Origin of the sequence: Methylomicrobium album BG8 (assembly GCF_000214275.2) — a bacterium.
Lineage (GTDB): Bacteria > Pseudomonadota > Gammaproteobacteria > Methylococcales > Methylomonadaceae > Methylomicrobium > Methylomicrobium agile.
In genome coordinates this window covers 2443429-2467770 of record NZ_CM001475.1, presented here as the reverse complement: position 1 = coordinate 2467770, position 24342 = coordinate 2443429, and the positions used below count along the sequence as shown (strand labels likewise).

Below are 24342 nucleotides of genomic sequence, written 5' to 3'. Positions count from 1 at the left end.
AACGGCGATGACCCGAGCCGGTCAGGCCGGACAGCGGTCGATGATGGCCAGCGCCCGGTCGATCTGATCCGGACTGTTGTAAAAATGCGGCGAGAAACGGATGCCCGCCCCGCGCAGGGCGCAAATCACTTTTTGTTGCATCAGGTATTGATAAAGCGCTGGATTCGCAATCTTTTTATGTTTGAATACCGCGATACCCGACTTTAGCGCCGGCGGGGCAGGGGACCGTAATTCCAGCTCGGGATGCCGTTCTATTCGTTCCCGCAGATAATCCATCCGTTCGAACAGCAGGCTTTCGATCTTTTCCATCCCGGTTTCGAGCAGCAGCGAGACGCTGGCGGACAAGGCATGGATACCGAGCATGTTCGGGCTGCCGCATTCGAAGCGGCGGGCGGCCGGGTGCATCGCCCAGGGCCTGTTTTCGTAATTGTGCGTATCCTTCATCATGTGCCAGCCGAACTGGGTCAGTTTGAGCCGGTCGCGCGCGTCCGGGGCCGTATAGAACACCCCGAGCCCTTCGGGGCCGAACATCCATTTATGGCCGTCGGCCATCGCGAAATCCGCCCGGCAGGCCTGCACATCGAAGCGCACCGCGCCGATGCTCTGGATCGCATCGATGCAGAACAGGATGCTTCGCCGCTTGCAGAATTCGCCGATCCTTTCGATATCGAGCCGGAGGCCGGTCGCGAACTGGATCGAACTGACCGTCAGCAGGCGGGTGTTGCGGTCGACCAACGCGAACAGCGCGTCTTCCGGCGTGGCGGCGGCATGCAGGTCGGCCTGGCGCAGTTCGACGCCTTGCGCGGCCAGCGACTCCCACGGCAGCCGGTTCGACGGAAACTCCTCGTTGCTGGTCACGATATTGTCGCCGGCCTGCCAGTCCAGGCCGTAAGCGACGAACGACAGCGCTTCGGACGTGTTTTTGACCAAGGCGATGTCGTCCGGACTCGGTGCGTTGACCAGCGCCTGCAACTGCTCACGCAACTGCGTTTCTTTTCGAAGCCAGTCGGGATAGAACGCCGCGCCGTAGCGGGCGTTCTGTTCGGCGAACTCGGCCACGGCCTTACGGGTCCGGTCCGGCCAGGGCGCGACCGCGGCATGATTGAAATAAATCAGGTCATCGGCTAACGGAAATTCAGGATGATGCATACATAAGCTCGAAAATGATCGGATTGTTTAATCATGCACCCTGTAGGGTACGCCGTGCGTACCTTGAATCGGTATCCTCCTTTATCTCTCTCGGTACGCACAGCATACTCTACGATTCGCATGTCGCCGGCTCGAATTCCCGCTCGATGATCTGCACCCGTTGGGTGATCCCGCACACCAGCGTGTAAGGAATCGTGTCGGCGCACTGCGCGATTTCTTCGACCGGCAGCTCGTCGTTCCATAAGGTCACCGGGTCGCCCGGCTTGGCGTCCGGTTGCGAGGCCAGATCCACCGTAATCATGTCCATCGACACGCGCCCGATCAGCGGCACGCGGCGGCCGTTGACCAGCACCGGCGTGCCGTTTCTGGCATAGCGCGGATAGCCGTCGCCGTAACCGATCGCGATCACGCCTAGCCGCGTCGGTTCGGGGCAACGCCAGGTGCCGCTGTAGCCAACCGTTTCGCCTGGGTACGCCGGCTTGACCGCAATTAACTGCGAATAGAGGCCCATCACCGGCTGCAGGCCGATTTGGCTGCCGGTCTGCGACGGGAACGGCGAGATGCCGTAAAGCATCACGCCGGGCCGCACCCAGTCGGTCAAGGCATCTTTCCATCCCAGAATACCGGCGGAGTTGGCGATGCTGCGTTCGCCCGGACAGCCCGCGAGCGTCTCGTTGAATAAGGCGATCTGTCGAAGGGTTTTTACATCGGTTTTGTCGTCCGCATTGGCCAGATGCGTCATGAAACGGATCGGGCCTTTGACGACCCGGCATTCACGCAGACGCTGATGCGCATGACTGAAATCGGCGGGCCGAAAGCCGAGCCGGTTCATGCCGGTGTCGACCTTCAGCCAGACGCCGAGCCTGCCGGTTTCCGGGCAGCTTTCGAGAATATCGAGCTGCGGGAACGAATGTACGACCGTATCGAGGCCATACGACAGGAAGAGATCGAGCTCGTCGCGGTTCCGGAACCCTTCCAGCACGGTGGCCGGCTGCTCGAAGCCGGCTTTTCGCAGCCTGATCCCTTCGTCGCCGCGCGCAACCGCGAACGCATCGACATCGGCCAGCACTTCGGCGATACGCTGCAAGCCGTGGCCGTAGCCGTTGGCTTTGATCACCGCCATGATTTTTGCGCCGGGCGCATGGCGTCTCACCACGGAGACGTTACGTTTTACCGCATCGGTATTCAAAACCGCATAGGCGGCAGGCATTAGCGGATCATTCATAATAATCCTGGTCGTATTGCGTGCCCGCGTAATTCTCGAAACGGGTAAACTGCCCGAGGAAAGTCAGGCGCACGGTGCCCAAAGGACCATTCCGCTGCTTGCCGATGATCAGTTCGGCGATGCCTTTGTCTGGGGTATCTTCGTGGTAGACCTCGTCGCGGTATACAAATATGATCAAATCGGCGTCCTGCTCGATCGCGCCAGACTCCCTGAGGTCCGACATCACCGGCCGCTTGTTCGGCCGCTGTTCGAGGTTGCGGTTCAACTGCGACAGCGCGATCACCGGCACGTTCAGTTCCTTCGCGAGCGCCTTCAGGCCGCGGGAGATGTCCGAAATCTGCTGCACCCGGTTGTCGCCGCTGCTCGGCGACTGCATCAATTGCAGGTAGTCAATCACGATCAGCCCGATCTGGCCGTGCTCGCGCATCAGCCGGCGCGCGCGCGAGCGTACTTCGGTCGGCGTCAGCGCGGGCGTGTCGTCGATGAACAGTTTGGTTTCGGCAAGCAGGCTCATCGCCGAGGTCAGCCGCGGCCAGTCGTCGTCCTCCAGTTTGCCGGTCCGGACCTTGTTCTGGTCGATCCGGCCGAGCGAGGACATCATCCGCATCGCCAGCGCGTCGCCCGGCATTTCCATACTGAACACCGCAACCGGCATCCGGCTTTTGATCGCGATATTCTCGGCCATATTCATCGCGATCGTGGTTTTACCCATCGACGGCCTTCCGGCCACGATGATCAGATCGGCCGGCTGCAGGCCGGAGGTCAGGCGGTCGAGTTCGGTATAGCCGGTGCTGGCGCCGGTGATCGAGCCTTCCTGCGCGAACATCACCTCGATCCGGTCGACCGCTTTGGCGAGCAGCGATTTGATCGGCTGGAAGCCGCTCTGGCCTTTCTGGCGCTGTTCGGCGATCTTGAACACTTCGCGCTCCGCATGTTCGAGCAGCTCGGAAGTATTGCGGCCTTCGGTGTTGAAGCAGGAGTCCGCAATGTCGGTGCCGACGTGGATCAATTGCCGCAGCACCGAGCGGTCGCGGACGATATTCGCGTAGCTGACGATGTTCGCGGCGCTCGGCGTATCCTTCGCGAGCATGCCCAGATACGCCAGGCCACCCGCATTTTCGAGCTCGCCGATATCCTCCAGCGCCTCCGATATCGTCACCACATCGAAAGGAATCTGTTTTTCGGCCAGATTCTCGATCGTCCGAAAGATCAGCCGGTGGTCCTTCCGGTAGAAATCGTCGGCGGTCACCTTGTCCGCAACCGAATCCCAGGTCTGATTGTCCAACATCAGGCCACCCAGTACGGCCTGTTCGGCCTGGATCGAACTGGGCGGAACTTTTAAAGAGTCATGCGCGTAGTCGTGCGGAAAAATCAGGCTGTCAGGCATTTAATGACGAGAGAAAAAGAGTGGGTTAGATAAGTGAGGCAAGCGCCCCTCGATTTGATATACTGCTATATTATCAAAATTGGCCGCGGCACACCGGAGCATCGGTGATTTTCGTTGCGGGGTATGGGTAGGCAATCGACGGAAGCCGGCTCGGCAGCGGCGGTTTTGATGGATCAGGAAAAACATTTTGGAGTAAGCAATGCTGAATAAGGTTATTTTGATTGGGAGATTGGGAGCCGATCCCGAAGTCCGCTTCATGCCGAGCGGCGGTCAGGTGACGACGATTCGTCTGGCTACCAGCAGAAGGTGGCGCGATAAGCAGACCAACGAACGCAAGGAAGAGACGGAATGGCATCGCGTGGTGTTCTTCGCCCGGCTGGCCGAAGTGGCCGGGGAATATCTGAAAAAAGGCAGCCAGGTTTATGTCGAAGGACGCATTCGGACCCAGAAATGGCAGGGCCAGGACGGCCAGGACCGTTATACGACCGAAATCGTCGCGGAAGAAATGCATATGCTCGACAGCCGCAGCGGCGGCACGGCAAGCTTTGGCGATCAGCCGCAATCGGGCTATGCGGCTCCGGGCAAGCCGTCGTCTTCAAGGCCGGAAGCGCCGGCGTCTTCCGGTTCGATGCCGCCACCGCCGAATTACGACGACTTCGACGACGATATTCCGTTCTAATTCCTACCAAATGATAATTTGCTAAAAATTGTCTATGGAACCCGCATCACTGCGGGTTTTCCATTCTGCGTTTCGATGTTTGTGAAGACCCTGGCGAATACATCGGTTAGTGCAATCGGAACTGATGAGTTGGGGCGCTGATTGCCATTGAATTGCCGACTTCTTGCCAACGATAAATATTCGTCCTGGAAAGTTTTGCGCGCAGAGAAGGCCAATGCGCGCATTTGAATTTATTTTGATGGCACTCAGCGCAGATGAGCACTTGTATAAAAATGGCGATCATGCCTGCTTAACGCCATCAGAAGCTCTCTCCAGAAGAGTTGGGCGAGGGCAATTTAAAACTGGCAAAAAGCATATCATGAAGTTCACCGAAAACACCCGAGTTAAACTACCGACCATCCTGCATTTAATCCGTTTGGGTTATGAGAAGTGAAACTGGCGTTGGAAACGGAGGATCTCCAAAGCCTTTTACGAAAAACCGATGGGCCGCTCGGGCGCCAAATTGATCGACTTTGAGAACTTCAACAATAACAGTTTTCATCTGGTTACCGAGCTCGCCTATCAAAACGGCGACGAAGAGTTCAGGCCTGACAGAATTTGGACGGTCGGATAAGCGATAGCCTTGTCCATGTCACCTCCCTCTGAGATGTAATAACCCCACAAAATAGATTAAAACAGGAACAACACCATGACAAGCACCCAACAACGGGCCGCGCTGCAACGCCAAATCTGGCAAATCGCCAATGAGGTACGAGGCGCGGTCGATGGCTGGGACTTTAAGCAGTATGTACTCGGCACCCTGTTTTATCGCTTTATCAGCGAAAACTTTGCCAACTACATCGAAGGCGGTGATGACGGCATCGACTATGCGAAGCTCCCCGATAGTGTCATCACCCCGGAAATCAAAGACGACGCCATTAAAACCAAGGGCTACTTCATCTACCCCAGCCAGCTGTTCGCCACTATCGCTGCGGGCGCCAATACCAACGACAGCTTGAATACCGACCTGGCCGCTATCTTTGCCGGCATCGAAAGTTCCGCCAACGGCTACCCATCGGAGCGCGATATTAAAGGTCTGTTTGCCGATTTCGATACCACCAGCAACCGCCTCGGCAATACCGTTGCCGATAAGAACATCCGATTAGCCGCCGTGCTCAAAGGCGTGGCCGGGCTGGATTTTGGCGATTTTGACGCCAGCCACATCGACCTGTTTGGCGATGCCTACGAGTTTCTGATCTCCAACTACGCCGCCAATGCCGGCAAATCCGGCGGCGAGTTTTTCACCCCGCAGCATGTGTCCAGGCTGATCGCGCGGCTCGCCATGCACAAGCAAACCAGCGTCAACAAGATTTACGACCCCGCCTGCGGCTCCGGCTCCCTGTTGCTGCAAGCCAAAAAGCATTTCGACGCGCACATCATCGAAGACGGCTTCTTCGGGCAAGAAATCAACCACACCACCTACAACCTGGCGCGGATGAATATGTTCTTGCACAACATCAACTACGACAAGTTCAATATCCAACTCGGCAACACCCTGATCGCCCCGCGCTTTGGCGACGACAAGCCCTTCGATGCCATCGTCTCCAACCCGCCCTATTCGGTGAAGTGGATCGGCAGCGACGACCCGACGCTCATCAACGACGACCGCTTTGCCCCGGCTGGCGTGCTCGCCCCCAAATCCAAGGCAGACTTCGCCTTTGTGCTGCACGCGCTCAGTTATTTGTCCAGCAAAGGCCGCGCCGCCATCGTCTGCTTCCCCGGCATCTTCTACCGGGGCCGAGCAGAAGATTCGCCAGTATCTGGTGGATAACAACTACGTCGAAACCGTGATTTCGCTGGCACCCAACCTGTTCTTCGGCACCACCATCGCCGTGAACATCCTGGTGCTGTCCAAACACAAGGCCGACACCACCACCCAGTTCATCGACGCCAGCGGGCTGTTCAAAAAGGAAACCAACAACAACGTGCTGCTGGACGCGCACATCGAACAGATCATGGCGGTGTTCGACAGCAAGAAAAATGTCGATCACTTTGCCCAAGCCGTGCCGTTTGAGCAGGTGGCCGCCAACGACTATAACCTATCGGTCAGCAGCTATGTGGAAGCCAAAGACACCCGCGAAGTGGTGGACATTACCCAGCTCAATGCCGAGCTAAAAACCACCGTCGCCCGCATCGACCAGCTACGCAAGGACATTGATGCGATCGTCGCGGAAATTGAGGGAGGTGAAGCATGAGCAACAAGAAGATCGACGTGCGAGGAGTTCCAGTCACGGTCTATTCCGACAAGGACATGGACTTCATCTCCCTGACCGACATGCTCAGAGCCAAGGACGGGGACTTCTTCATCTCCGACTGGCTGCGCAACCGCAACACCGTGGAGTTCCTCGGCATCTGGGAGCAGGTCAACAACCCCGCTTTCAACTATGGCGGATTCGCCACAATTAAAAGTCAGGCGGGCCTGAACAACTACAAGCTCAGCGTCAAGGAATGGGTGGAGCAGACCAACGCCATCGGCCTGACCGCCAAGGCCGGGCGCTATGGCGGCACCTACGCCCACAAGGACATCGCCTTCGAGTTCGGCATGTGGATCAGCGCCGAGTTCAAGATTTACCTCATCAAGGAGTTCCAGCGCCTGAAAGAGGCGGAAACCGCCCAACTGGGCTGGGACATCCGCCGCAACCTCACCAAGATCAACTACCGCATCCATACCGATGCGATCAAGGTCAATCTGATCCCGCCAGAACTGACACCCGCACAAACCAGTTTTGTCTATGCCAGCGAAGCAGACTTGCTGAACATGGCCCTGTTCGGCAAAACCGCAAAACAGTGGCGGGACGAGAACCCCGGCAGCAAAGGCAACATCCGCGACGAAGCCAACGCCTCGCAACTGGTCTGCCTGGCGAACCTGGAAACCCTGAACGCCCATTTCATCCATCAGGGCCTGGCACAACCGGAACGCTTGAAGCTGCTGAATCAGACCGCCATCGGGCAAATGAAGCTGCTGCTGGGCGATGCGGGCGTTCGGCAACTGGAAGGAAAGAAGAAATGAGCGGCGCAAGTTTTCTGGAAAGGCTGCTGGGTGGGGTGGCGGTGGAGTGGAAGGCGCTGGGGGAAGTTGGCGAGTTTATTCGCGGCAATGGTTTGCAAAAAAAGGACTTCGTTGAGTCAGGATTCCCTGCCATACACTATGGACAAATCTATACAAGGTATGGCTTGTCTGCCGAAAAAACATTCACTTATGTATCTAATCAATTGGCAAGCAAATTGAGAGTTGCCAACAAGAATGATTTATTGCTTGCAACCACATCCGAGAATGATGAAGACGTTGTAAAGCCGCTGGCTTGGCTTGGCGATAAAGCTGCTATTTCTGGCGACATGATGCTGTTCAGGCATAAACAAAATGTTAAGTATCTTGCGTATTTTTTTAAAACAGAGAATTTTCAAGAGCAGAAGAAAAAATATATTACTGGCGCAAAGGTTCGCAGGGTTTCTAGCAGCGACCTATCCAAAATACCTGTCCCCATCCCCTGCCCAGAAAACCCCAAAAAATCGCTTGAAATCCAGGCCGAAATCGTCCGCATACTGGACAGCTTCACCGAGCTTACCGCCGAGCTTACCGCCCGCAAAAAACAATACAACCACTACCGAGACCAGTTGTTGAGTTTTGAAGAGGCCGTCATTCCGCATACGTCATTCTGCGCGGAGCGAAGCGCAGTCGCAGAATCCATGCAGGAAGAAAAAGCTGGACCCTGCGACTTCGCGCAGGGTGACGGGAGAGTTGCAGTGGAGTGGAAGACGTTGGGAGAGGTAGCAACCTATTCGAAAACGCGCATCAGCTCTGGTGAAGTTGACTCAATGAGTTATGTTGGCGTTGACAATCTTTTGCAAAATCGCGCAGGAAAGGTTGCATCTAATTTTGTACCGACTGAAGGCAATTTAACTAGATATCAAGATGGCGACATATTAATAGGCAACATTAGACCTTACCTAAAAAAGATATGGCACGCTGATCGGACTGGTGGAACGAATGGCGATGTTCTGGTGATTCACCCAACGGATAATGCTGTTAATCCACGGTATCTATATCAGGTTTTGGCTGATGATAAATTCTTTGAATACGACATGCAGCACTCCAAAGGGGCGAAAATGCCTCGCGGCAATAAGGAAATGATTATTGCGTATCAAATTCCGATCCCTTCTCTAGCCGAACAAGCACGCATCGTCGCCATTCTCGACAAATTCGACGCGCTGACCAACTCCATCACCGAAGGCTTGCCCCGCGAAATCGAGCTGCGCCAGAAGCAATACGAGTATTACCGCGATTTGCTGTTGAGCTTTCCCAAGCCTGGGCAAAAGGAGATTGCCCATGCCTAATACCCCCCAACCGCAAAATCACTTGTTTGAAGCGAGCCAGATTCGTTCTATCTGGGATGTCGAGCAGGAAGAATGGTTTTTCTCCATTGTGGATGTGGTGGCCGTACTAACCGACAGCCTTGATGCCACGGCTTACTGGCGTAAGCTGAAACAACGCTTGAAAGCAGAAGGCAATGAAACCGTGACAAATTGTCACGGGTTGAAAATGCAGGCGGCAGACGGAAAAATGCGTATGGCCGATGTCGCCAATACGCAGCAGCTTTTACGCCTTATCCAGTCTATCCCCTCCAAAAAAGCCGAGCCCTTCAAGCTCTGGCTGGCACAGGTAGGCAGCGAGCGGCTGGACCAACTGCAAGACCCTGAACTGTCCATCGAACAGGCCATGCGGGATTACAAGCGTCTGGGCTATTCTGACAACTGGATCAACCAGCGCCTGAAAAGCATCGAAATCCGCAAGGAGCTGACCGACGAATGGAAAAAGCACGGTTTGCAAGAAGGGCCGGAATTCGCCTTTCTCACCGATGTGATCTACAAAACATGGGCAGGGAAAACGGCGAAGGAATACAAGCAATACAAGGGGCTGAAAAAGGAAAGCCTGCGTGACAACATGACCAACAAAGAGCTGGTGCTGAACATGCTGGCGGAGTTATCCACCAAGGAAATTTCCGAGATTGCCAATCCCGATTCCTTGTCGGAGCATGAAGAGGTGGCAAAACGCGGCGGTGGCGTTGCCAAAGAAGCCCGGTTGAAGCTGGAAGCGGAAACCGGCAAGAAAGTGGTTAGCAGACAGAATGCCAAGGGTTTGCAGTTGGCGAACAAGAGTGACAAGAAACATGACTGACTACAAAACTATTGCGGAATCCAATAACTTCATTGTTCTGGATAAATACCACCGGGAATGGAAGGTGGCGGAAAGCTACCAGAGCGAAGGCGATCTGGAGCGCGAGTTCATTCAGGATTTGGTCGATCAGGGGTATGAGTACCTGCCCGGCCTGAACAAGCCCGATGCGCTACTGGCCAATGCGCGCGTTCAGCTGCAAGCGCTCAATAACGTGCGATTCACCAATGGCGAGTGGTCGCGCTTTGTCGAGATTTGGCTGGACAAGCCCAGCGATGGCATCGTCGAGAAAACCCGCAAGATTCACGACGACTATATCCACGATTTCGTCTTCGATGATGGCCGCATTCGGAACATTACCCTGCTGGACAAGAAGACCATTGTCCGCAACAAGGTACAGGTGATCCGCCAGTTTGAGCAAACCGGCAGCCACGCCAACCGCTACGACGTGACCATTTTGGTGAACGGTTTGCCGTTGGTGCAGGTGGAGTTGAAGAAGCGCGGCGTGGCGATTCGCGAAGCCTTCAATCAGGTGCATCGCTACAGCAAGGAGAGCTTTAACAGCGACAACTCGCTGTACAAATTTTTGCAATTGTTTGTGATTTCCAACGGCACCGACAGCCGTTATTTTGCCAACACAACCCAGCGCAACAAGAACAGCTTTGATTTCACCATGAATTGGGCGAAAGCCGATAACAGTCTGATTAAAGACCTGAAAGACTTTACTGCCACTTTCTTTCAGAAAAACACGCTGCTCAATGTGCTGCTGCATTATTCGGTATTTGATGTCAGCAACACGCTACTGGTGATGCGCCCTTATCAGATTGCCGCTACCGAGCGCATTTTGTGGAAGATCAATAGTTCATATGAAGCCAAGAACTGGAGCAAACTCGAAAGTGGCGGTTATATCTGGCACACCACGGGTTCAGGTAAAACTTTAACCAGTTTTAAAGCGGCGCGACGATTGGCGACTGAGCTGGATTTTATCGATAAGGTGTTTTTCGTGGTGGACAGAAAAGACCTCGATTACCAGACCATGAAGGAATATCAGCGCTTTTCGCCGGATAGCGTCAATAGCTCGGACAGCACCGCCGGCCTCAAGCGCAACCTGGATAAGGACGACAACAGAATCATTGTCACCACCATCCAGAAGCTCAACAACCTGATGAAAAGTGAAAACGACTTAGCCGTTTACAACAAACAAGTAGTGTTTATTTTTGATGAATGCCACCGCAGCCAGTTTGGCGAGGCGCAGAAAAACCTGAAGAAAAAGTTTAAAAAGTTTTATCAATTTGGTTTTACCGGCACGCCGATATTCCCGCAAAACGCCCTTGGCGCGGAGACGACCGCCAGCGTGTTTGGCCGCGAGTTGCATTCTTATGTCATCACCGATGCTATCCGCGATGAAAAGGTATTGAAGTTCAAGGTGGACTACAACGATGTCCGCCCAAAGTTCAAAGCCATTGAAAGCGAGCAGGACGAGAAAAAATTAAGCGCGGCGGAAAACAAGCAAGCCTTATTGCACCCCGAGCGTATTCGGGAAATTTCACAATATATCCTGAATAATTTCCGGCAAAAAACCCATCGTCCGCAGGCTGGCGCAAAAGGCTTCAATGCCCTGTTTGCCGTGAGCGGCGTGGATGCGGCCAAGCTCTATTATGAGTCTTTGAACAAATTACAACAAGGCAGCGATAAGCCGCTGAAACTGGCGACCATCTTTTCTTTTGCGGCCAATGAAGAACAGGATGCCGTAGGCGACATTCCGGATGAAAGCTTTGAGGTTTTAGCCATGAACAGCAGCGCGAAAGAGTTTTTAAGCGCAGCGATTGCTGACTATAACGCGCTGTTTAAAACCAATTTCAGCGTGGATGGCAATGGCTTCCAAAACTATTATCGGGATCTTGCGCTACGCGTGAAAAGTCAGGAAATTGATTTATTGATTGTGGTGGGGATGTTTTTGACCGGCTTTGATGCGCCCACGCTGAATACCTTGTTTGTCGATAAAAACCTGCGCTATCACGGTTTGCTACAGGCTTATTCGCGCACGAACCGTATTTTCGATGCCACCAAAACCTTTGGCAATATCGTCACCTTCCGCGATTTAGAACAAGCCACGGTGGACGCCATTACCCTATTTGGCGATAAGAACACCAAAAACGTGGTGCTGGAAAAAAGCTACAAGGAGTACATGGAAGGTTTTACCGATGTGGCGACTGGTGAAGCCCGACGCGGCTTTGTGGAGGTAGTCGCGGAGCTAGAGCAGCGTTTTCCTAACCCCGATGAGATTGTTAAAGAATCCGATAAAAAAGCTTTTGCGAAATTATTTGGCGAGTATTTGCGCGTGGAGAATGTGCTGCAAAACTATGATGAATTTGCCAGCCTGAAAGCCCTGCAAAGCGTTGACATGAGCGACCCGGAGGCCGTTGAGGCATTTAAAGCCCAACATTATCTAAGCGATGAGGACGTGGCCGCGCTGCAAGCCATCAGAATACCCGCCGACCGGAAAATTCAGGATTATCGCTCCACCTATAACGATATACGCGACTGGCTACGCCGTGAAAAATCTGCCGCTGAAAAAGAAAAATCCACCATTGATTGGGATGACGTAGTCTTTGAGGTAGATCTGCTTAAGTCGCAAGAGATCAATTTAGACTACATTCTGGAACTGATTTTTGAAAATAATAAAAAAGTTAAAGATAAAGCGGCACTGGTTGAAGACGTGCGTCGAGTGATTCGCGCCAGTCTGGGCAACCGCGCTAAAGAGGGCTTGTTGGTTGATTTTATAAATCAAACCGACCTGGATAAGATTGGCGATAAGGCCAGTGTTATTGATGCTTTCTTCACCTTTGCGCAAGCTGAACAACAGCGTGAAGCCCAAGAGCTCATTAGTAGCGAGAGCCTAAATGCTGAGGCGGCCAGGCGTTACATCGCCACCTCGCTAAAACGGGAATTTGCCAGTGACAATGGCACTGAGCTCAATGCCATTCTGCCTAAAATGAGCCCGTTAAACCCGCGGTACCTGACAAAAAAGCAGAGTGTCTTCCAGAAAATAGCCGCTTTTGTCGAGAAATTTAAAGGCGTGGGTGGGCAGGTCTAATGGGATCGCTTCATCTGTTTGGACGACCTTCAAGTCTGTCGTGCGGTCAGCAGAGCTTTCCCCCTTAATTCAGGGCGAGTACAATGTAAACATTTATAGAATTCTTCGGCTGGATTCTAAAGCCCTGTAAGAGTTTAAATTAATGTTACTGTTGAACTTGTCATATGGTTAGCTTTACTAAACAGTAGCATGGGATTAAGTGTCACTTAAAATAAAACATGAAAGAGCGATCCTCAAATAACGCAGAGTCCGACATGGACACCATTGCATCCAGACGCGAGTTTCTGAAGAAGCTGGCTTTGGGATCATTGGTAATACTGGGTGGATCGGGAACGGCTACAGCGGCCGTAAGGCACGTCATCCATCCCGTGAAGCATAGACACAAGCCCGGGCATGAGCCCGTTTTCCATGCCTTCGACCGTTCGGTTCACCCGCGGAATACAGCGCCTTATCCGCATACTTTCGAACATAAAACGCTCGCCTTCGAACATACGCATACCGGCGATAAGCTAAAGCTGACCTATTTTGAACGCGGCCGCTATATCAAAGAAGCGCTGCATGAAATCAATTATCTGCTCCGCGATTTCCGTACCGACACTATTCACCCGATCGATACAGCTTTACTGGATCAGTTGTTTATGCTGAAGCAAACGCTTGGCGTCAATAAACCGTTCCATATCATCTCCGGTTATCGTTCGCCTTTTACCAATGCTCAGCTCCGTAGGTACAGTCATGGCGTGGCGGAACATAGTTTTCATATGCAAGGCCGGGCCATTGATATCAGGCTTGAAGGCATTTCACCCAAAATCGTTAGAAACGCCGCGCTGGCAATCGCGCAAGGCGGCGTAGGTTATTATCCTCGAGACAATTTCGTCCATCTGGACACCGGACATTTTAGAACCTGGTAAACTCCGCGGCGAATTCCTACCAGCCGGATTGAAACTAAAACGGGCGGAAAAAGAGTGCTCAGGCCTAATCTTCAGGCTTTTTTTCGGCGTAGATTTGCTCGACCAGATCCTTGAACCAGTACGGGCGCGCCACCAGCACGTACAGCACCAGGATTTCCAAGATCGGCAGCGGAATCACATGGAGAACGATCAAGCCGATCAATACGATGAAACACAAGATCAGCCGGGACGGGAAGGTTGTTTTCTCTATACTCACGGCCTGGTTACCAAGTTAAGTTAGTCGGAATCGTTTGCGCTGTTGCGCTTGTCTCGGCCGGCTTGATCGTATATCTCCAGCACGGCGTTTTTAAACCATAGCGGGCGAAAGAGTAATATGTAAAGCAGAATCAGCCCGATGACCGGAACGGGCAAGAAGTCGAGCACCATCGTCACCAACAGCACAATGATCCATTTGATTCTGACAAAGACGGCGTTATGGCTCATATCGGCATGGGCTCCAAAATCTTTCCTGCGGCATAACATAACCCCTTTCGATCGGATTACTAATGGTTTGTTTTGTCCAGCCGATCCAGCAGGATTGCGATCAGCATGTCGTTCATCACATTTACGCCGGACCGGAACCGGGCAATGATCCAGTCGATCGTGGTAATCAGCGGCACTGCGGTGACCACCAAGGCTTCCGGCAGGCCAGCCGTGCTCAATACCAAGGGCAGGGCGATCAGGCCGGCTTCGGGAATGCCCGAAATGCCGACGCCCACCATGATGGCCGCCGCAATGATAACCAGTTGCTGCGCAAAGTTCAGTTCGATGCCGATCGCTTGCGCCAGAAACAGCGCGGCCATCGCTTCGTACAGGATGATGCCGTCGTTGTTCAAATTGGTGCCGATGCATACCGACAGGCGCGCAGACCGGTTTGAAATCCCCATGTTTTCGGTCAGGCAGCGCAGGGTGACCGGCATCGTCGCCAGGCTGCTGTTGGTGGAAAGGCCGGTTACGATCGCATCCGCGCCTTCCGAAAAATAACGCTTGACCGGCATCCCGCCGCCCCATTTGACCATGCCGGGATAATAGGCGAGGGCATGGATCAGCAATCCGCCCAACATCGCAGCCAGGAATACCGCCACCAGTTCGAACACTTCCAGGCCTGCTTTCCCGACCACTTGCGCGACCACGCCGAAAACCGCGAACGGTATGGCCTTGACGACCCAGAGCAGCATCTGGATCAGCAGCCGGCAGCCGACGCCGATCGATTTTTCCAGCATGACGAGACCGGCTTGATCTTCGTCCGCCGTCTGCCGTTTCAGTTGGCGGATCGCGCCGCCGACCAGCAACGCCAGCAGAATGATCGCGATCATATTGTTTTCGACAAACGGTTCGGCCAGACTTTTCGGGATATAGCCGGCGAGGTTTTTTAGCGGATCGAGCGTCAGATTTTCCGGTACCGATTTGGGCATCAAGCGGCTTGTGCCGTGGTCCAGTTGGTTCGTCATCGCCGTTAGCCTGCCTTCCCACAGATGGCCCGGACGCAGCGTATTCATCAAAGTGAGGCCGATGATCATCGCCACCGCCAGATTGATCGAACACAAGGCCAGCAGGCGGCGGCCGTGCTTGAGCGAGATGTCGGTATGGATCATCGCGTCCAGAATGGCGAAAAAGACCAGCGGCGCCGCAAGCGCTTTCAGAAGGCGGATCACCAGTTGTCCCAATTGGCCGAGCGCCGCGTTGCTGAATAAATTAAAGCCGTAACTTTCGGTTCCGAACAGGACGCCCAGAAGGGCGCCGGCGGCGACGCCGACGACAACCTGGACATATAAAGGCAAGGCAAAGTAGCTGGGTTTGTTCATGGGCAGTGAATGTTCAGTGAATCGAAAATGGCGGGAACCGCTTCAAAAAAAGCATGGCGACAGTTCAGTTTAGCATTCCGCCTGGAGAGAAGGTAAACGGCGGGCGGGATTTGGGTGTAAGATGTGAAGGTTCCTTTCCTGACTGGAGACCTGTGATGAGTAGCTGCTGCCATGATCCGACCGAACCGCCGAGAGCTGATCCCCGCGACATTCTCAGGGAACAGGTGCACTATGATAATCTGGTTCGCGATCTTTTCACCGAAGATCCCGAAAGAATCTGGAGCGCATTGCGCAAAAAGAGCCGGATTCGCCGTTCGGCCTGGCGGCCCGGCAGCGGATCGGGCATCTGGAATAACTCTTTTGGCTGGAAATCGATCCATTCAATCTTATGGAGGCAACGATGAAACCTTTACGAATACTCTGGTTAAGCCTGTTCATGGCGACCGCCCAGGCCGCTTGGGGCTACGGTGGCGGCAGTAGCTCGAAAGCCTGCGAGAAACCCGGCTTCAGCCAATTTTCTCCGCCCGACAAGGCGGAAGTATCCCCGAATACCGAATTTTCCTTTATCGCCTCGCCGAATACGAAGCCGCAAACGATCAAAGTCATTGTCAAAGACATTCCCGTACCGGTTGCGGTGAAGTCCGTTGCGCAGGGTTATGCGGTCAGCGGAGTTCTGCCGGCTGCATTGCGCGGCGTTTATGCCAGGATCGGTATCGCGGCGGAAGGCGCGAGCCAGTGTAAAGGCAGCGGCGGATGGCTGCTGAATATCGGCGAATAGTCTTTTTATCCGAACAAAATCGCCCGCAATCTCCGTTTTCGCCTCATGAAACATAAACACAACAGGAAAAAAATCGACAAGGATGAATATCAAGCCGCTCTGATCCGGTTGCAGATCGAACTGGTCAAGCTGCAAAAGCACATCATCAAGCACGGCGAAAAAGTGCTGATCCTTTTCGAGGGGCGCGACGCGGGCGGCAAGGACGGTTCGATCAAACGCATCACCCAGCATTTGAGCCCGCGCGAAACCCGGGTGGTGGCGCTGGGCAAACCTTCCGACCGGGACCAAAGTAGCTGGTATTTTCAACGCTATGTGCCGCACCTGCCGGCGGCCCAGGAAATGGCGCTGTTCAACCGCAGCTGGTACAACCGCGCCGGCGTCGAGCGCGTGATGGGTTTCTGCAGCGACGGGGAATATCACGAGTTTCTCGAAACCGTCCCGGATTTCGAGCTGATGCTGGTTCGGTCGGGCATCAAGCTGTTGAAGTATTACCTGGACATCAGCCGGGAGGAACAGAAACGGCGCCTCGAAGACCGCGAACGGGACCCCTTGAAACAGTGGAAAATCAGCCCGATCGATGTGGAAGCGGTCAAGCATTGGGACGACTACAGCCTTGCCCGCAATATCATGTTTGCGAGAACGCATCATCTGGATGCGCCCTGGACGGTCGTGCGGGCCGACGATAAAAAAAGCGCGCGCCTCAATATCATCAAGGACATGTTGTTCCGCCTCGACTATAAGGATAAAAACGATGCGGAAGTGCTGCCCGATACCGACATCGTATTCAATTATGCAGAAAGCTATTTGAAAAACGGGATGATTGCGGAATAGGGCAGCAACAGGCTTAGGAGCTGGCTCCAAATAACTTTCCAGCCAAAGACCTGCCAGGTTTTAAAAACCTGGCAGGTTTACCACGCTATACCAGGAAGTTAGGATTCGGCTCCACATAATTTCCCGAAACCGGTAGGCTACGGATAGGCTGAAATAAACGCCCACTTCCCCCTTTGAAAAAGGGGGATCGAGGGGGATTTATTAAAAAAAATCTCTCCTCACCCCGCTTTTTCAAAGGGAGAGACTGAACGCATACGCGCTAAAAAGCCACGCAATACAAACAGGTTAAAACCGGGAAGTTATTTCCGCCCAAATCCTGAAAGCCCTCTGGGATCAATGGAACGGATTCGATTCGACCGCGAACTTAATATCAAACTCAGGAGTCAACAAACGCATTCAAACGCATTAAGCCGAAGGAGGATACATGATTAAGGGGCCGTCGGACGCAAACCGTAATACCGCGCCGATCTTTTTCTTATTACGGAAGTGGCTGGATCATAATGTGATCGATCTCGGCCGGCAAATGCGCGTCAGTTACGTGCCGCCGCTGATGGTGTATCTGGCGGCGGGCGTATCGGGGCTGACCGGCATCGTCGGAACTTTTTTCGTCAAGGAATATTTGGGCCTGAGCGCCGAGTTTCTGGCTGCGCTGGGGTTCTGGGCGATGCTGCCCTGGGCCTTGAAAATGCCGATAGGGCATCTGGTCGATTTACTGTGGCGCCATAAGGCCGGCCTGATCTACCTGGGCGCGGCGCTGATCGCCGCCGCTTTGCTGATCATGATCAATCTGCTCGGCGACCGTGAGTATATGCAGTCGTTATGGCCCGTCGAAAACTGGTACGTGCTGGCGGCGCTCCTGGCGCCGGTCGGTTACGTGATCCAGGATACCGTGGCCGATGCGATGACCGTGGAGGCCGTGGCCGTCATCGACGAACAGGGCCGGCCGCTGCCCGAACCGGAAATACTGGCCGCGCATACGACGATGCAGACCCTGGGCCGGGTCGCGATCATCGGCGGCAGCCTGCTGGTAGCGGGGGTTAATGTCGCGTTTTTCAGCGGCATCGAAACGATGGATGAGGCCCAGAAAGCGGCGATATACCTGTCGATTTACCGTTGGGCGCTGTGGATTCCGGTCATCTCGATCCTGGGCGTTGTGCTGGCGTCTTATTTACGGGCGCAGGAAGAATGGCGGCTCGCCGCACACGGTTTCGAGTTTGAAGATATCGAACGGCTGACCGCCCGCGTCCGTGAGACGCCTGCGGTCAATTGGCCGCTGCTCGGCGGCGGGCTCGGATTTGCGCTGTTCGCGGCGGCGGTCGGGCTGGGAGGATTGCGAAACAGCGAAGAAATCGTATTTGCCGGGTCTTTGGTGATCGTGCTGTTTTTGATGTGGCGATTGACGATGGACCTCGACAGCAAAACGAAAAACCGCTTGTACGGGACCGCATTCGTGATCTTCGCGTTCCGCGCGGTCCCGACTACCGGCGCGGGCGAAACCTGGTGGATGATTGACGACCTCGGTTTCGACCAGCAGTTCATCTCGAAATTGTCGCTGATCGCGAGCACGCTGACTCTGCTCGGCATGTTCCTGTTTCGCCGCTTCATGGCCGAGCGGCCAATCACCTACATCATCGCGGTGCTGACCGTCGTGCTGGGCCTGCTTTATATCCCCAATATCGCGCTGTACTACGGCATTCACAAATGGACGGCGGAGCTGACGGGCGGCGTCGTCGATGCCCGTTTCATCGCGCTGGTCGATACCGCGCTCGAATCGCCGCTGGGCCAGATCGCGATGATTCCGATGCTGGCCTGGATCGCCAATTCGGCCCCGAAACAGCTGAAGGCGACTTATTTCGCGGTGATGGCTGCGTTCGTGAATCTCGCGCTATCCCTGTCGCAGCTCCTGACCAAATGGCTGAATCAAGGCTTCGTGATTACCCGCGAAGTGCGCGACGCGGCGACCGGCCGGATCGTGGTTGCCGCAGACTATAGCGAACTCGGCTGGCTGCTGATCGTGGTGATGGGGCTGAACTTGGCGATCCCGATCGCGGCGATCGTGTTGGCGAAGCGGACCTGGCTGAAAGATTGATTTTGCAGCGGCTATCAAGTTTTCATGGATGCTAAGCACAACCAATCCAATTTCGAGGTGCATTTCAAACAGCAACTCGTATAAGAGATACAGGCAAAATCCTCCCCTAGCACCGATTTGATTTATTTCGGCCTGGCCTCGCGTAATAACTCATTCAGGTTACGCCCCATTTTCTGAGCTTCTTTCAGGTGATCTGAAAAAGTACCGATTTGATTCAGGGTAAATTTGCTGAACGGTTTGGAGTTCATCTACAAGGAAGGGATTAAGTTAAAAGCAGATTATAATAAAGACTAGCCTGTGCTGATGCCAGCCATTCACAGGGACCTCCCGCCTCTGGGGCTCCGCTTCGCTGCCCCGGCGGGTCCCTCCTGTGGATGGCTGACGGGAGTGATAAAATAATAAAATTATTTTGATTAAAAGCCAGCTTTAATGAGTATTATTTTTTGGCAATGATTTTATGTTAAAATTATTTTTATAAATTAGTTTTATAATTAAAACCATAGTATCATTATTAGGAATGATAACAAGGTACTATTTTTTAAAATAAAGAAGAAAAATTAGTATGCATGCACTTTTTGAGCTTACTGAAGGAGAAAGAATACTGGGAAATATTATCAAAGAATTTCCTAGTGATAGCCCTCATTGGAATGAGGCCCAAAACCGGTTTCAGTTTGTGGATAGACTTCTTACGGAATGCCTAGGGTGGGACAGAATAGATATTGAGGTAGAAAGGTCAGATGACCTTGGCGGAAGATCAGACTATATTTTAGGATGCCCTACTGCGAAGGCTGTTCTTGAAGCTAAAAAGGAATCCAAATTATTCGACGTACCCCCAACTGGTACCCCAATAATTGTTCGAAAACTTGAGCCATTACTTCGTGCTTCTAAAACTTTAGAGGAAGCTGTTTATCAAGTGATCCCCTATTGTGCTATCCATGGAGCTCAAATAGCGATTGTATGTAATGGCCCACAAATAGTAATTTTCCAAGCTATTATTCCGGGCCAGTCTCCACTTAAAGGGGAATGCTATTTTTTTAATGGCTTTGATTCTTATATTAATAATTTCCCGCTTTTATGGAAATTGCTTTCGCCTGAAGGAATAACAGAGAACCGTGCCTATCGAGATTTGTCGATGCACCGTAATCCAAGGATTCCTCAAAAAGCGTGTACATCGATTCCTGAGCCATTTAAATATCGTTATAGAAACAGATTCCAAGAAAATCTCAGATCTTTATCGTCCCTTCTTCTTGAAGAAATTGAAGAAAATCCAACTTTGAAATCTTCATTTTACAAAGAATGTTATGTTCCTATTGAGGCTAATAATAGGCACTTACTTTTAAGCAAAAACATAATAGCGGCACGATATAAGCGTGTTGGTGAAGACGGTGTTTCTCCCTCCGCTCTAGATTCAATCACAGTGGCCCATACTGATGGAGATCTGAAATTTAATGACCCAGTTATTGTTCGTTCTAAAGGATCGCGGCCTGTAGTTGTTATCGGCGATGTTGGCGTGGGCAAGACTTCGTTCTTCGAAAATCTTTATCAGAATCTAGAGAATACTGAAAAGACTAATACATATTTCATTCATATAAATCTTGGGATTAAAGCAAACTTATCGACTAATATAAAATCTTTCATACTCTCGGAAATTCCTCTAGTCCTGAAAAACAAGTATGGAGTGGATATTAATAGCGCTGAATTCGCAAATGCTATTTACCATAGGGATTTAATAGACTTTGATAATAGTGTCAAAGGATCTATGAAGGGGATTGATCATGTTGCTTATCAGCGAGAACGGGTCGCCTTTCTTAGCGAGAAAATCGAGATGCGCGATAAACACCTTTTAGCGTCTCTTGGTCATCTCGCTCGTGGTCGTAATAAGCAAATCATTCTAGTGCTTGATAATGCGGATCAGCGCACTTTCGAAGTTCAGCAGGAAACTTTTCTGATTGCCCAGGAGCTTGCTGCTTCGCGTAATCTCCTGGTTTTCGTGGCATTACGTCCGAGCACATTCTATTTATCAAAGACAACAGGGGCACTTTCTGCATATCAGAATAAAATACTAACGATAGCACCCCCTCCAGCTGACGAAGTAGTGCAGAAGCGTCTAGTTTTCGCTGTTCGGGTTGCGGAGGGTAAAGTTGCTCCAGCCGAATTGTCCGATATTCGTATCCATATTGGAAGTGTTGTGTCTTTTTTAAATGCGACTTTAAGATCAATACGTACCAGCGAAGCTATCCGGCAGTTCTTGAGCAATATAACCGGTGGAAATACCCGCGCAGTTATCGAGCTAATTACTGGTTTTTTTGGTAGCCCTAATGTTGATTCTGAGAAAATTGTTCAAATTGAAGAAAAAAAAGGAAATTATACAATACCCCTCCATGAGTTCACTAAGCACGCACTTCTTGGTGAATATGCATACTTTAATTCACAATCTTCGTTCGTAGCTTGCAATATTTTTGATTTAAGTTCAGCTGATCCTCGGGAACATTTCTTGGCAAGTTTAATTGTGGCTTTTTTGAATTCTGGTGCGGGAATTTTGGACAATGATGGTTTTGTTAATGGGCAACAATTGATGTCGGAGATGGCGAGACAGGGATTCGTGGAAGATCAAGTTCGTCATGCATTGCGACGCTTAGCAACCAAACGCCTTATTGAAACACCACACGCACATTATCGAGAACTCCACGTGGCAGACCATGAACCTCCTGAGCACTTCCACTATAGAGCGACAACTGTCGGAATTTATCATATAAGGTTTTGGACTGGGTCCTTTGCGTTTTTGGATGCTGTTTCTACAGACACGCCGATTTTTGATCAAGAGTCACGGGAAGAAATATCAAAAATCGCTGATTCATTTGATATAAGTGACCGGTATAAAAAAGCGATTTGCTTTAAAAAATATTTAGAAAATCAATGGCATTTATCGAATTTCGGAGTAAATTATTATGACTTTATGTCTCTGATTCATAGTCAAGAAGAGAGTTTTCTTTCGGTTAAGAAAGCTATTGAGCAAAGAAAAGAGAACAATTCCCGCGGCCATAAGTAAAGTAAGAGCCTGCTTGGTATATATTATGCCGCCCTCAAATGCGAGAGAGGTTTTGCGTTTCCACGTTAATGCAGCTAAATCGTAGCTGTACTGTACATTTAATCGTTATTTTCTGGCTTTTTGAGACAGTTTTTAGTTAGGGATAACATTATAAGGTATTGATTTAATTTATTTCTATAAGCGATCTTAATATTTGTAATCAGCCGTCCGGCAGGAAGCCGCCGGCCTGCATGTTCCATAAACGGTAGTAATAGCCTTTCAGCGCCAACAGTTCCTCGTGCGTGCCGTCCTCGACGATGTGTCCCCGATCGAACACCAGGATACGGTCGAGATAGGCGATCGTCGACAGCCGGTGCGCGATCGCGATCACGGTCTTCTTCCCCATCAACCGGGCCAGGTTTTCCTGGATCGTTTTTTCGGTAACCGAGTCCAGGCTCGACGTCGCTTCGTCCAGGATCAGAATCGGCGCATCCTTCAGCATCACCCGCGCGATCGCGATCCTTTGCCGCTGGCCGCCGGACAGCTTGACGCCGCGTTCGCCGACCAGCGAATCGTAATCTTCCGCCATGGCCCGGATAAACTCGTCCGCATGCGCGAACGCGGCGGCGTCCGCGATTTCCCGGTCGCTTGCGCCGAGTTTGCCGTAGCCGATGTTTTCCTTCAGGCTGCGGTGAAAGAGCGTCGGATCTTGCGGAATCAGGCTGACCTGTGCGTGCAGCGATTCCTGCATCGCTTCGGCGATGTCGGTGCCGTCGATGCGGATTTTACCGGCTTGCGGCTCGTAATTGCGCAGGATCAAGCTCACGAAAGTCGATTTGCCCGAGCCCGAAAAGCCGACCAAGCCGACGCGCTGGCCGGGTTCGATCACGACGTTCAATTCCTTGAAAACCGGCTGGTCCGGATGATAGCCGAAAGTGACATCGCGGAATTCGATCCGTCCTTCGGCGACTTCAAGCGGTTTCGCATCCGGCGCATCGACGATTTCGTGCGGCTGCACGATTGTTTCGACGCCGTTCGCGATGTTGCCGACATATTCGAAAAACTCCAGGAAATGGCGGGACAGATTGCGCGCGTCGGCGATCACGATCAGTGCCAGGCCCATGCTCATCGTGAAATCGCCCACGCTGATCAGTCCGTCCTGCCAGAGCGTCAGCGCGTAATAAATCGTGCCGATCTTCAACGCGCCGGCCGAGATGAACTGGAACCAGCGCACCCGCTCCATGAACCAGAACGTCCGGCGCGCGGCTTTCAATTCGGTGTCCAGATAGCCCTGCAGGTAATCGCGTTCGAATCTTTGGCGCGCGAACAGTTTGGCGTTCAGGCTGTTGGTGACCGAATCGACGATCTTGCCGTTCACCATGCTGCGGATGCCCGCATAGTGTTGCGAATACGGGCGGCAGCGCGTCGCCAGCCAGAAAGAAATCGCCACATAGATGAAAACCCAGGCGGTGACGAATAGCCCGAGCCCCTGATGCACGTGCAGCAGCAAGCCGGCGGAGACGCCGAAGGTGATCGTGATCGGCCAGAAATCGCACAGTACCGCCCAGATCGTATGATTCACGCTGATCGCGGTTTCGCTGATCCGGTGCGCCAGCGCGCCCGCGAAATGGCTGCTGAAATAGCGCGCCGAATGGTATTGCAGGTAGGTGAACAGGGTGCGGGTGGTTCTTTGGCGGAGCCGCGGGCCGATCGTAATCAGGATCGCGCCGCTGGCCCGGCTGCACAGGATCTCGGCAATCGTCAGCCCGGCCAGAAACAGTAAGGGACCTTTCAGCGCCTCGATGGCGGTGCGGGCGTCGGGAAGTCCGGCCGCTACGCCTTCCATGATCGCCTTGACCGCATAGGGCACCAGGATGCTGCCGGCTGCCTGGCCCGCTTCGAAGAGGATCATCAACGTAATCCAGCCCTTGAAGTGGGACAGGCAGTAGAGGATGAAGTGGATCGTGCCGCTGGGTAACGGCGGTGCTTCGGTGGCGCGGCGCATGGACGGGGAGGGTAATATTTTAGACATTAACGGCGGAATAGAGGGATAAACCAACCATTATACCTGCGCTGTAGGGTGATTGGCCGAATCAGTAAGACTCAGGGTGGAAG

Annotated in this window: 20 protein-coding genes and 1 pseudogene; 14 read left to right on the top strand and 7 right to left on the bottom strand. The window is 52.7% G+C overall.

From position 1 onward, the window contains the following. Positions 1-21 precede the first annotated feature (21 nt). The 3 genes from METAL_RS10615 to dnaB form a co-directional block, all read right to left on the bottom strand. The gene (locus METAL_RS10615) at positions 22-1149 is read right to left on the bottom strand and encodes an aminotransferase class V-fold PLP-dependent enzyme (RefSeq protein WP_005372194.1); all 1128 of its coding nucleotides are present in this window, start codon (positions 1147-1149) and stop codon (positions 22-24) included. Positions 1150-1258: 109 nt separating this feature from the next. After that, the gene (gene alr, locus METAL_RS10610; RefSeq protein WP_005372192.1) at positions 1259-2374 is read right to left on the bottom strand and encodes an alanine racemase; all 1116 of its coding nucleotides are present in this window, start codon (positions 2372-2374) and stop codon (positions 1259-1261) included. After that, a complete protein-coding gene (dnaB, locus tag METAL_RS10605) occupies positions 2367-3761 on the bottom strand; it encodes a replicative DNA helicase (RefSeq protein WP_005372190.1) in 1395 nt (464 codons plus the stop codon). The genes alr and dnaB overlap by 8 nt, the downstream gene beginning before the upstream one ends. Before the next feature lie 199 nt (positions 3762-3960). On the opposite strand from dnaB, the gene ssb reads away from it, so the two are divergent. The 9 genes and pseudogenes from ssb (at position 3961) to mepK (ending at position 13657) form a co-directional block, all read left to right on the top strand. Further along, the gene (ssb, locus tag METAL_RS10600) at positions 3961-4440 is read left to right on the top strand and encodes a single-stranded DNA-binding protein (RefSeq protein WP_005372189.1); all 480 of its coding nucleotides are present in this window, start codon (positions 3961-3963) and stop codon (positions 4438-4440) included. A 214-nt stretch (positions 4441-4654) separates the two neighbouring features. Next, positions 4655-4873 (top strand): hypothetical protein, encoded by a 219-nt coding sequence (locus METAL_RS20770; RefSeq protein WP_213069364.1) that lies wholly within the window; start codon positions 4655-4657, stop codon positions 4871-4873. Positions 4874-4921: 48 nt separating this feature from the next. Next, positions 4922-5053, top strand: a complete 132-nt coding sequence (locus METAL_RS20765; protein WP_213069363.1) for a type I restriction endonuclease — start codon at positions 4922-4924, stop codon at positions 5051-5053. Positions 5054-5128: 75 nt separating this feature from the next. Next, positions 5129-6674 (top strand): annotated as a pseudogene (locus METAL_RS10595) (type I restriction-modification system subunit M). Then, positions 6671-7489 carry a KilA-N domain-containing protein gene (locus METAL_RS10590; protein ID WP_005372187.1) on the top strand — a complete coding sequence of 273 codons (819 nt, stop codon included), beginning with the start codon at positions 6671-6673 and terminating at the stop codon, positions 7487-7489. The pseudogene METAL_RS10595 and the gene METAL_RS10590 overlap by 4 nt, the downstream one beginning before the upstream one ends. Next, positions 7486-8814, top strand: coding sequence for a restriction endonuclease subunit S (locus METAL_RS10585; protein WP_005372186.1), 1329 nt, complete (start codon positions 7486-7488; stop codon positions 8812-8814). Before METAL_RS10590 ends, METAL_RS10585 begins: the two co-directional genes overlap by 4 nt. Continuing rightward, positions 8807-9655 carry a BRO-N domain-containing protein gene (locus METAL_RS10580; RefSeq protein WP_005372185.1) on the top strand — a complete coding sequence of 283 codons (849 nt, stop codon included), beginning with the start codon at positions 8807-8809 and terminating at the stop codon, positions 9653-9655. The genes METAL_RS10585 and METAL_RS10580 overlap by 8 nt, the downstream gene beginning before the upstream one ends. Beyond that, complete coding sequence (locus METAL_RS10575; protein WP_005372183.1) at positions 9648-12749, top strand: HsdR family type I site-specific deoxyribonuclease; 3102 nt, start codon at positions 9648-9650, stop codon at positions 12747-12749. The genes METAL_RS10580 and METAL_RS10575 overlap by 8 nt, the downstream gene beginning before the upstream one ends. 254 nt (positions 12750-13003) lie before the next feature. Then, entirely contained in the window at positions 13004-13657 is a 654-nt protein-coding gene (mepK, locus tag METAL_RS10570) for a peptidoglycan L,D-endopeptidase MepK (protein ID WP_005372178.1), read from the top strand. 64 nt (positions 13658-13721) lie between these two features. Here mepK and METAL_RS10565 read toward each other — a convergent pair whose 3' ends face one another. Genes METAL_RS10565 through METAL_RS10555 form a run of 3 tightly spaced genes read right to left on the bottom strand, consistent with a single transcriptional unit; the run spans position 13722 to position 15501 of the window. Further along, positions 13722-13913: a hypothetical protein gene (locus METAL_RS10565; RefSeq protein ID WP_005372177.1), complete on the bottom strand. Its 192-nt coding sequence runs from the start codon at positions 13911-13913 to the stop codon at positions 13722-13724. Positions 13914-13933: 20 nt separating this feature from the next. Beyond that, the gene (locus METAL_RS10560) at positions 13934-14140 is read right to left on the bottom strand and encodes a hypothetical protein (protein ID WP_005372174.1); all 207 of its coding nucleotides are present in this window, start codon (positions 14138-14140) and stop codon (positions 13934-13936) included. 59 nt (positions 14141-14199) lie between these two features. Further along, the gene (locus METAL_RS10555; RefSeq protein WP_005372172.1) at positions 14200-15501 is read right to left on the bottom strand and encodes a dicarboxylate/amino acid:cation symporter; all 1302 of its coding nucleotides are present in this window, start codon (positions 15499-15501) and stop codon (positions 14200-14202) included. Between the two features lie 155 nt (positions 15502-15656). On the opposite strand from METAL_RS10555, the gene METAL_RS10550 reads away from it, so the two are divergent. The 5 genes from METAL_RS10550 (at position 15657) to METAL_RS10530 (ending at position 22248) form a co-directional block, all read left to right on the top strand. Beyond that, on the top strand, positions 15657-15905 hold the full coding sequence (locus METAL_RS10550; protein WP_005372167.1) for a hypothetical protein: 249 nt from the start codon (positions 15657-15659) through the stop codon (positions 15903-15905). Continuing rightward, positions 15902-16279, top strand: coding sequence for a hypothetical protein (locus METAL_RS10545; RefSeq protein ID WP_005372166.1), 378 nt, complete (start codon positions 15902-15904; stop codon positions 16277-16279). Before METAL_RS10550 ends, METAL_RS10545 begins: the two co-directional genes overlap by 4 nt. A 45-nt stretch (positions 16280-16324) precedes the next feature. Beyond that, positions 16325-17110 carry a polyphosphate kinase 2 gene (ppk2, locus tag METAL_RS10540; RefSeq protein WP_005372165.1) on the top strand — a complete coding sequence of 262 codons (786 nt, stop codon included), beginning with the start codon at positions 16325-16327 and terminating at the stop codon, positions 17108-17110. A 502-nt stretch (positions 17111-17612) separates the two neighbouring features. Then, positions 17613-19199: an MFS transporter gene (locus tag METAL_RS10535; protein ID WP_245549344.1), complete on the top strand. Its 1587-nt coding sequence runs from the start codon at positions 17613-17615 to the stop codon at positions 19197-19199. A gap of 562 nt (positions 19200-19761) precedes the next feature. Next, positions 19762-22248, top strand: coding sequence for a hypothetical protein (locus METAL_RS10530; RefSeq protein WP_005372163.1), 2487 nt, complete (start codon positions 19762-19764; stop codon positions 22246-22248). Between the two features lie 199 nt (positions 22249-22447). Here the strand turns inward: METAL_RS10530 and METAL_RS10525 are convergent, their stop codons facing one another. Then, positions 22448-24232, bottom strand: coding sequence for an ABC transporter ATP-binding protein (locus METAL_RS10525; RefSeq protein ID WP_005372162.1), 1785 nt, complete (start codon positions 24230-24232; stop codon positions 22448-22450). Between the last annotated feature and the right edge of the window lie 110 nt (positions 24233-24342).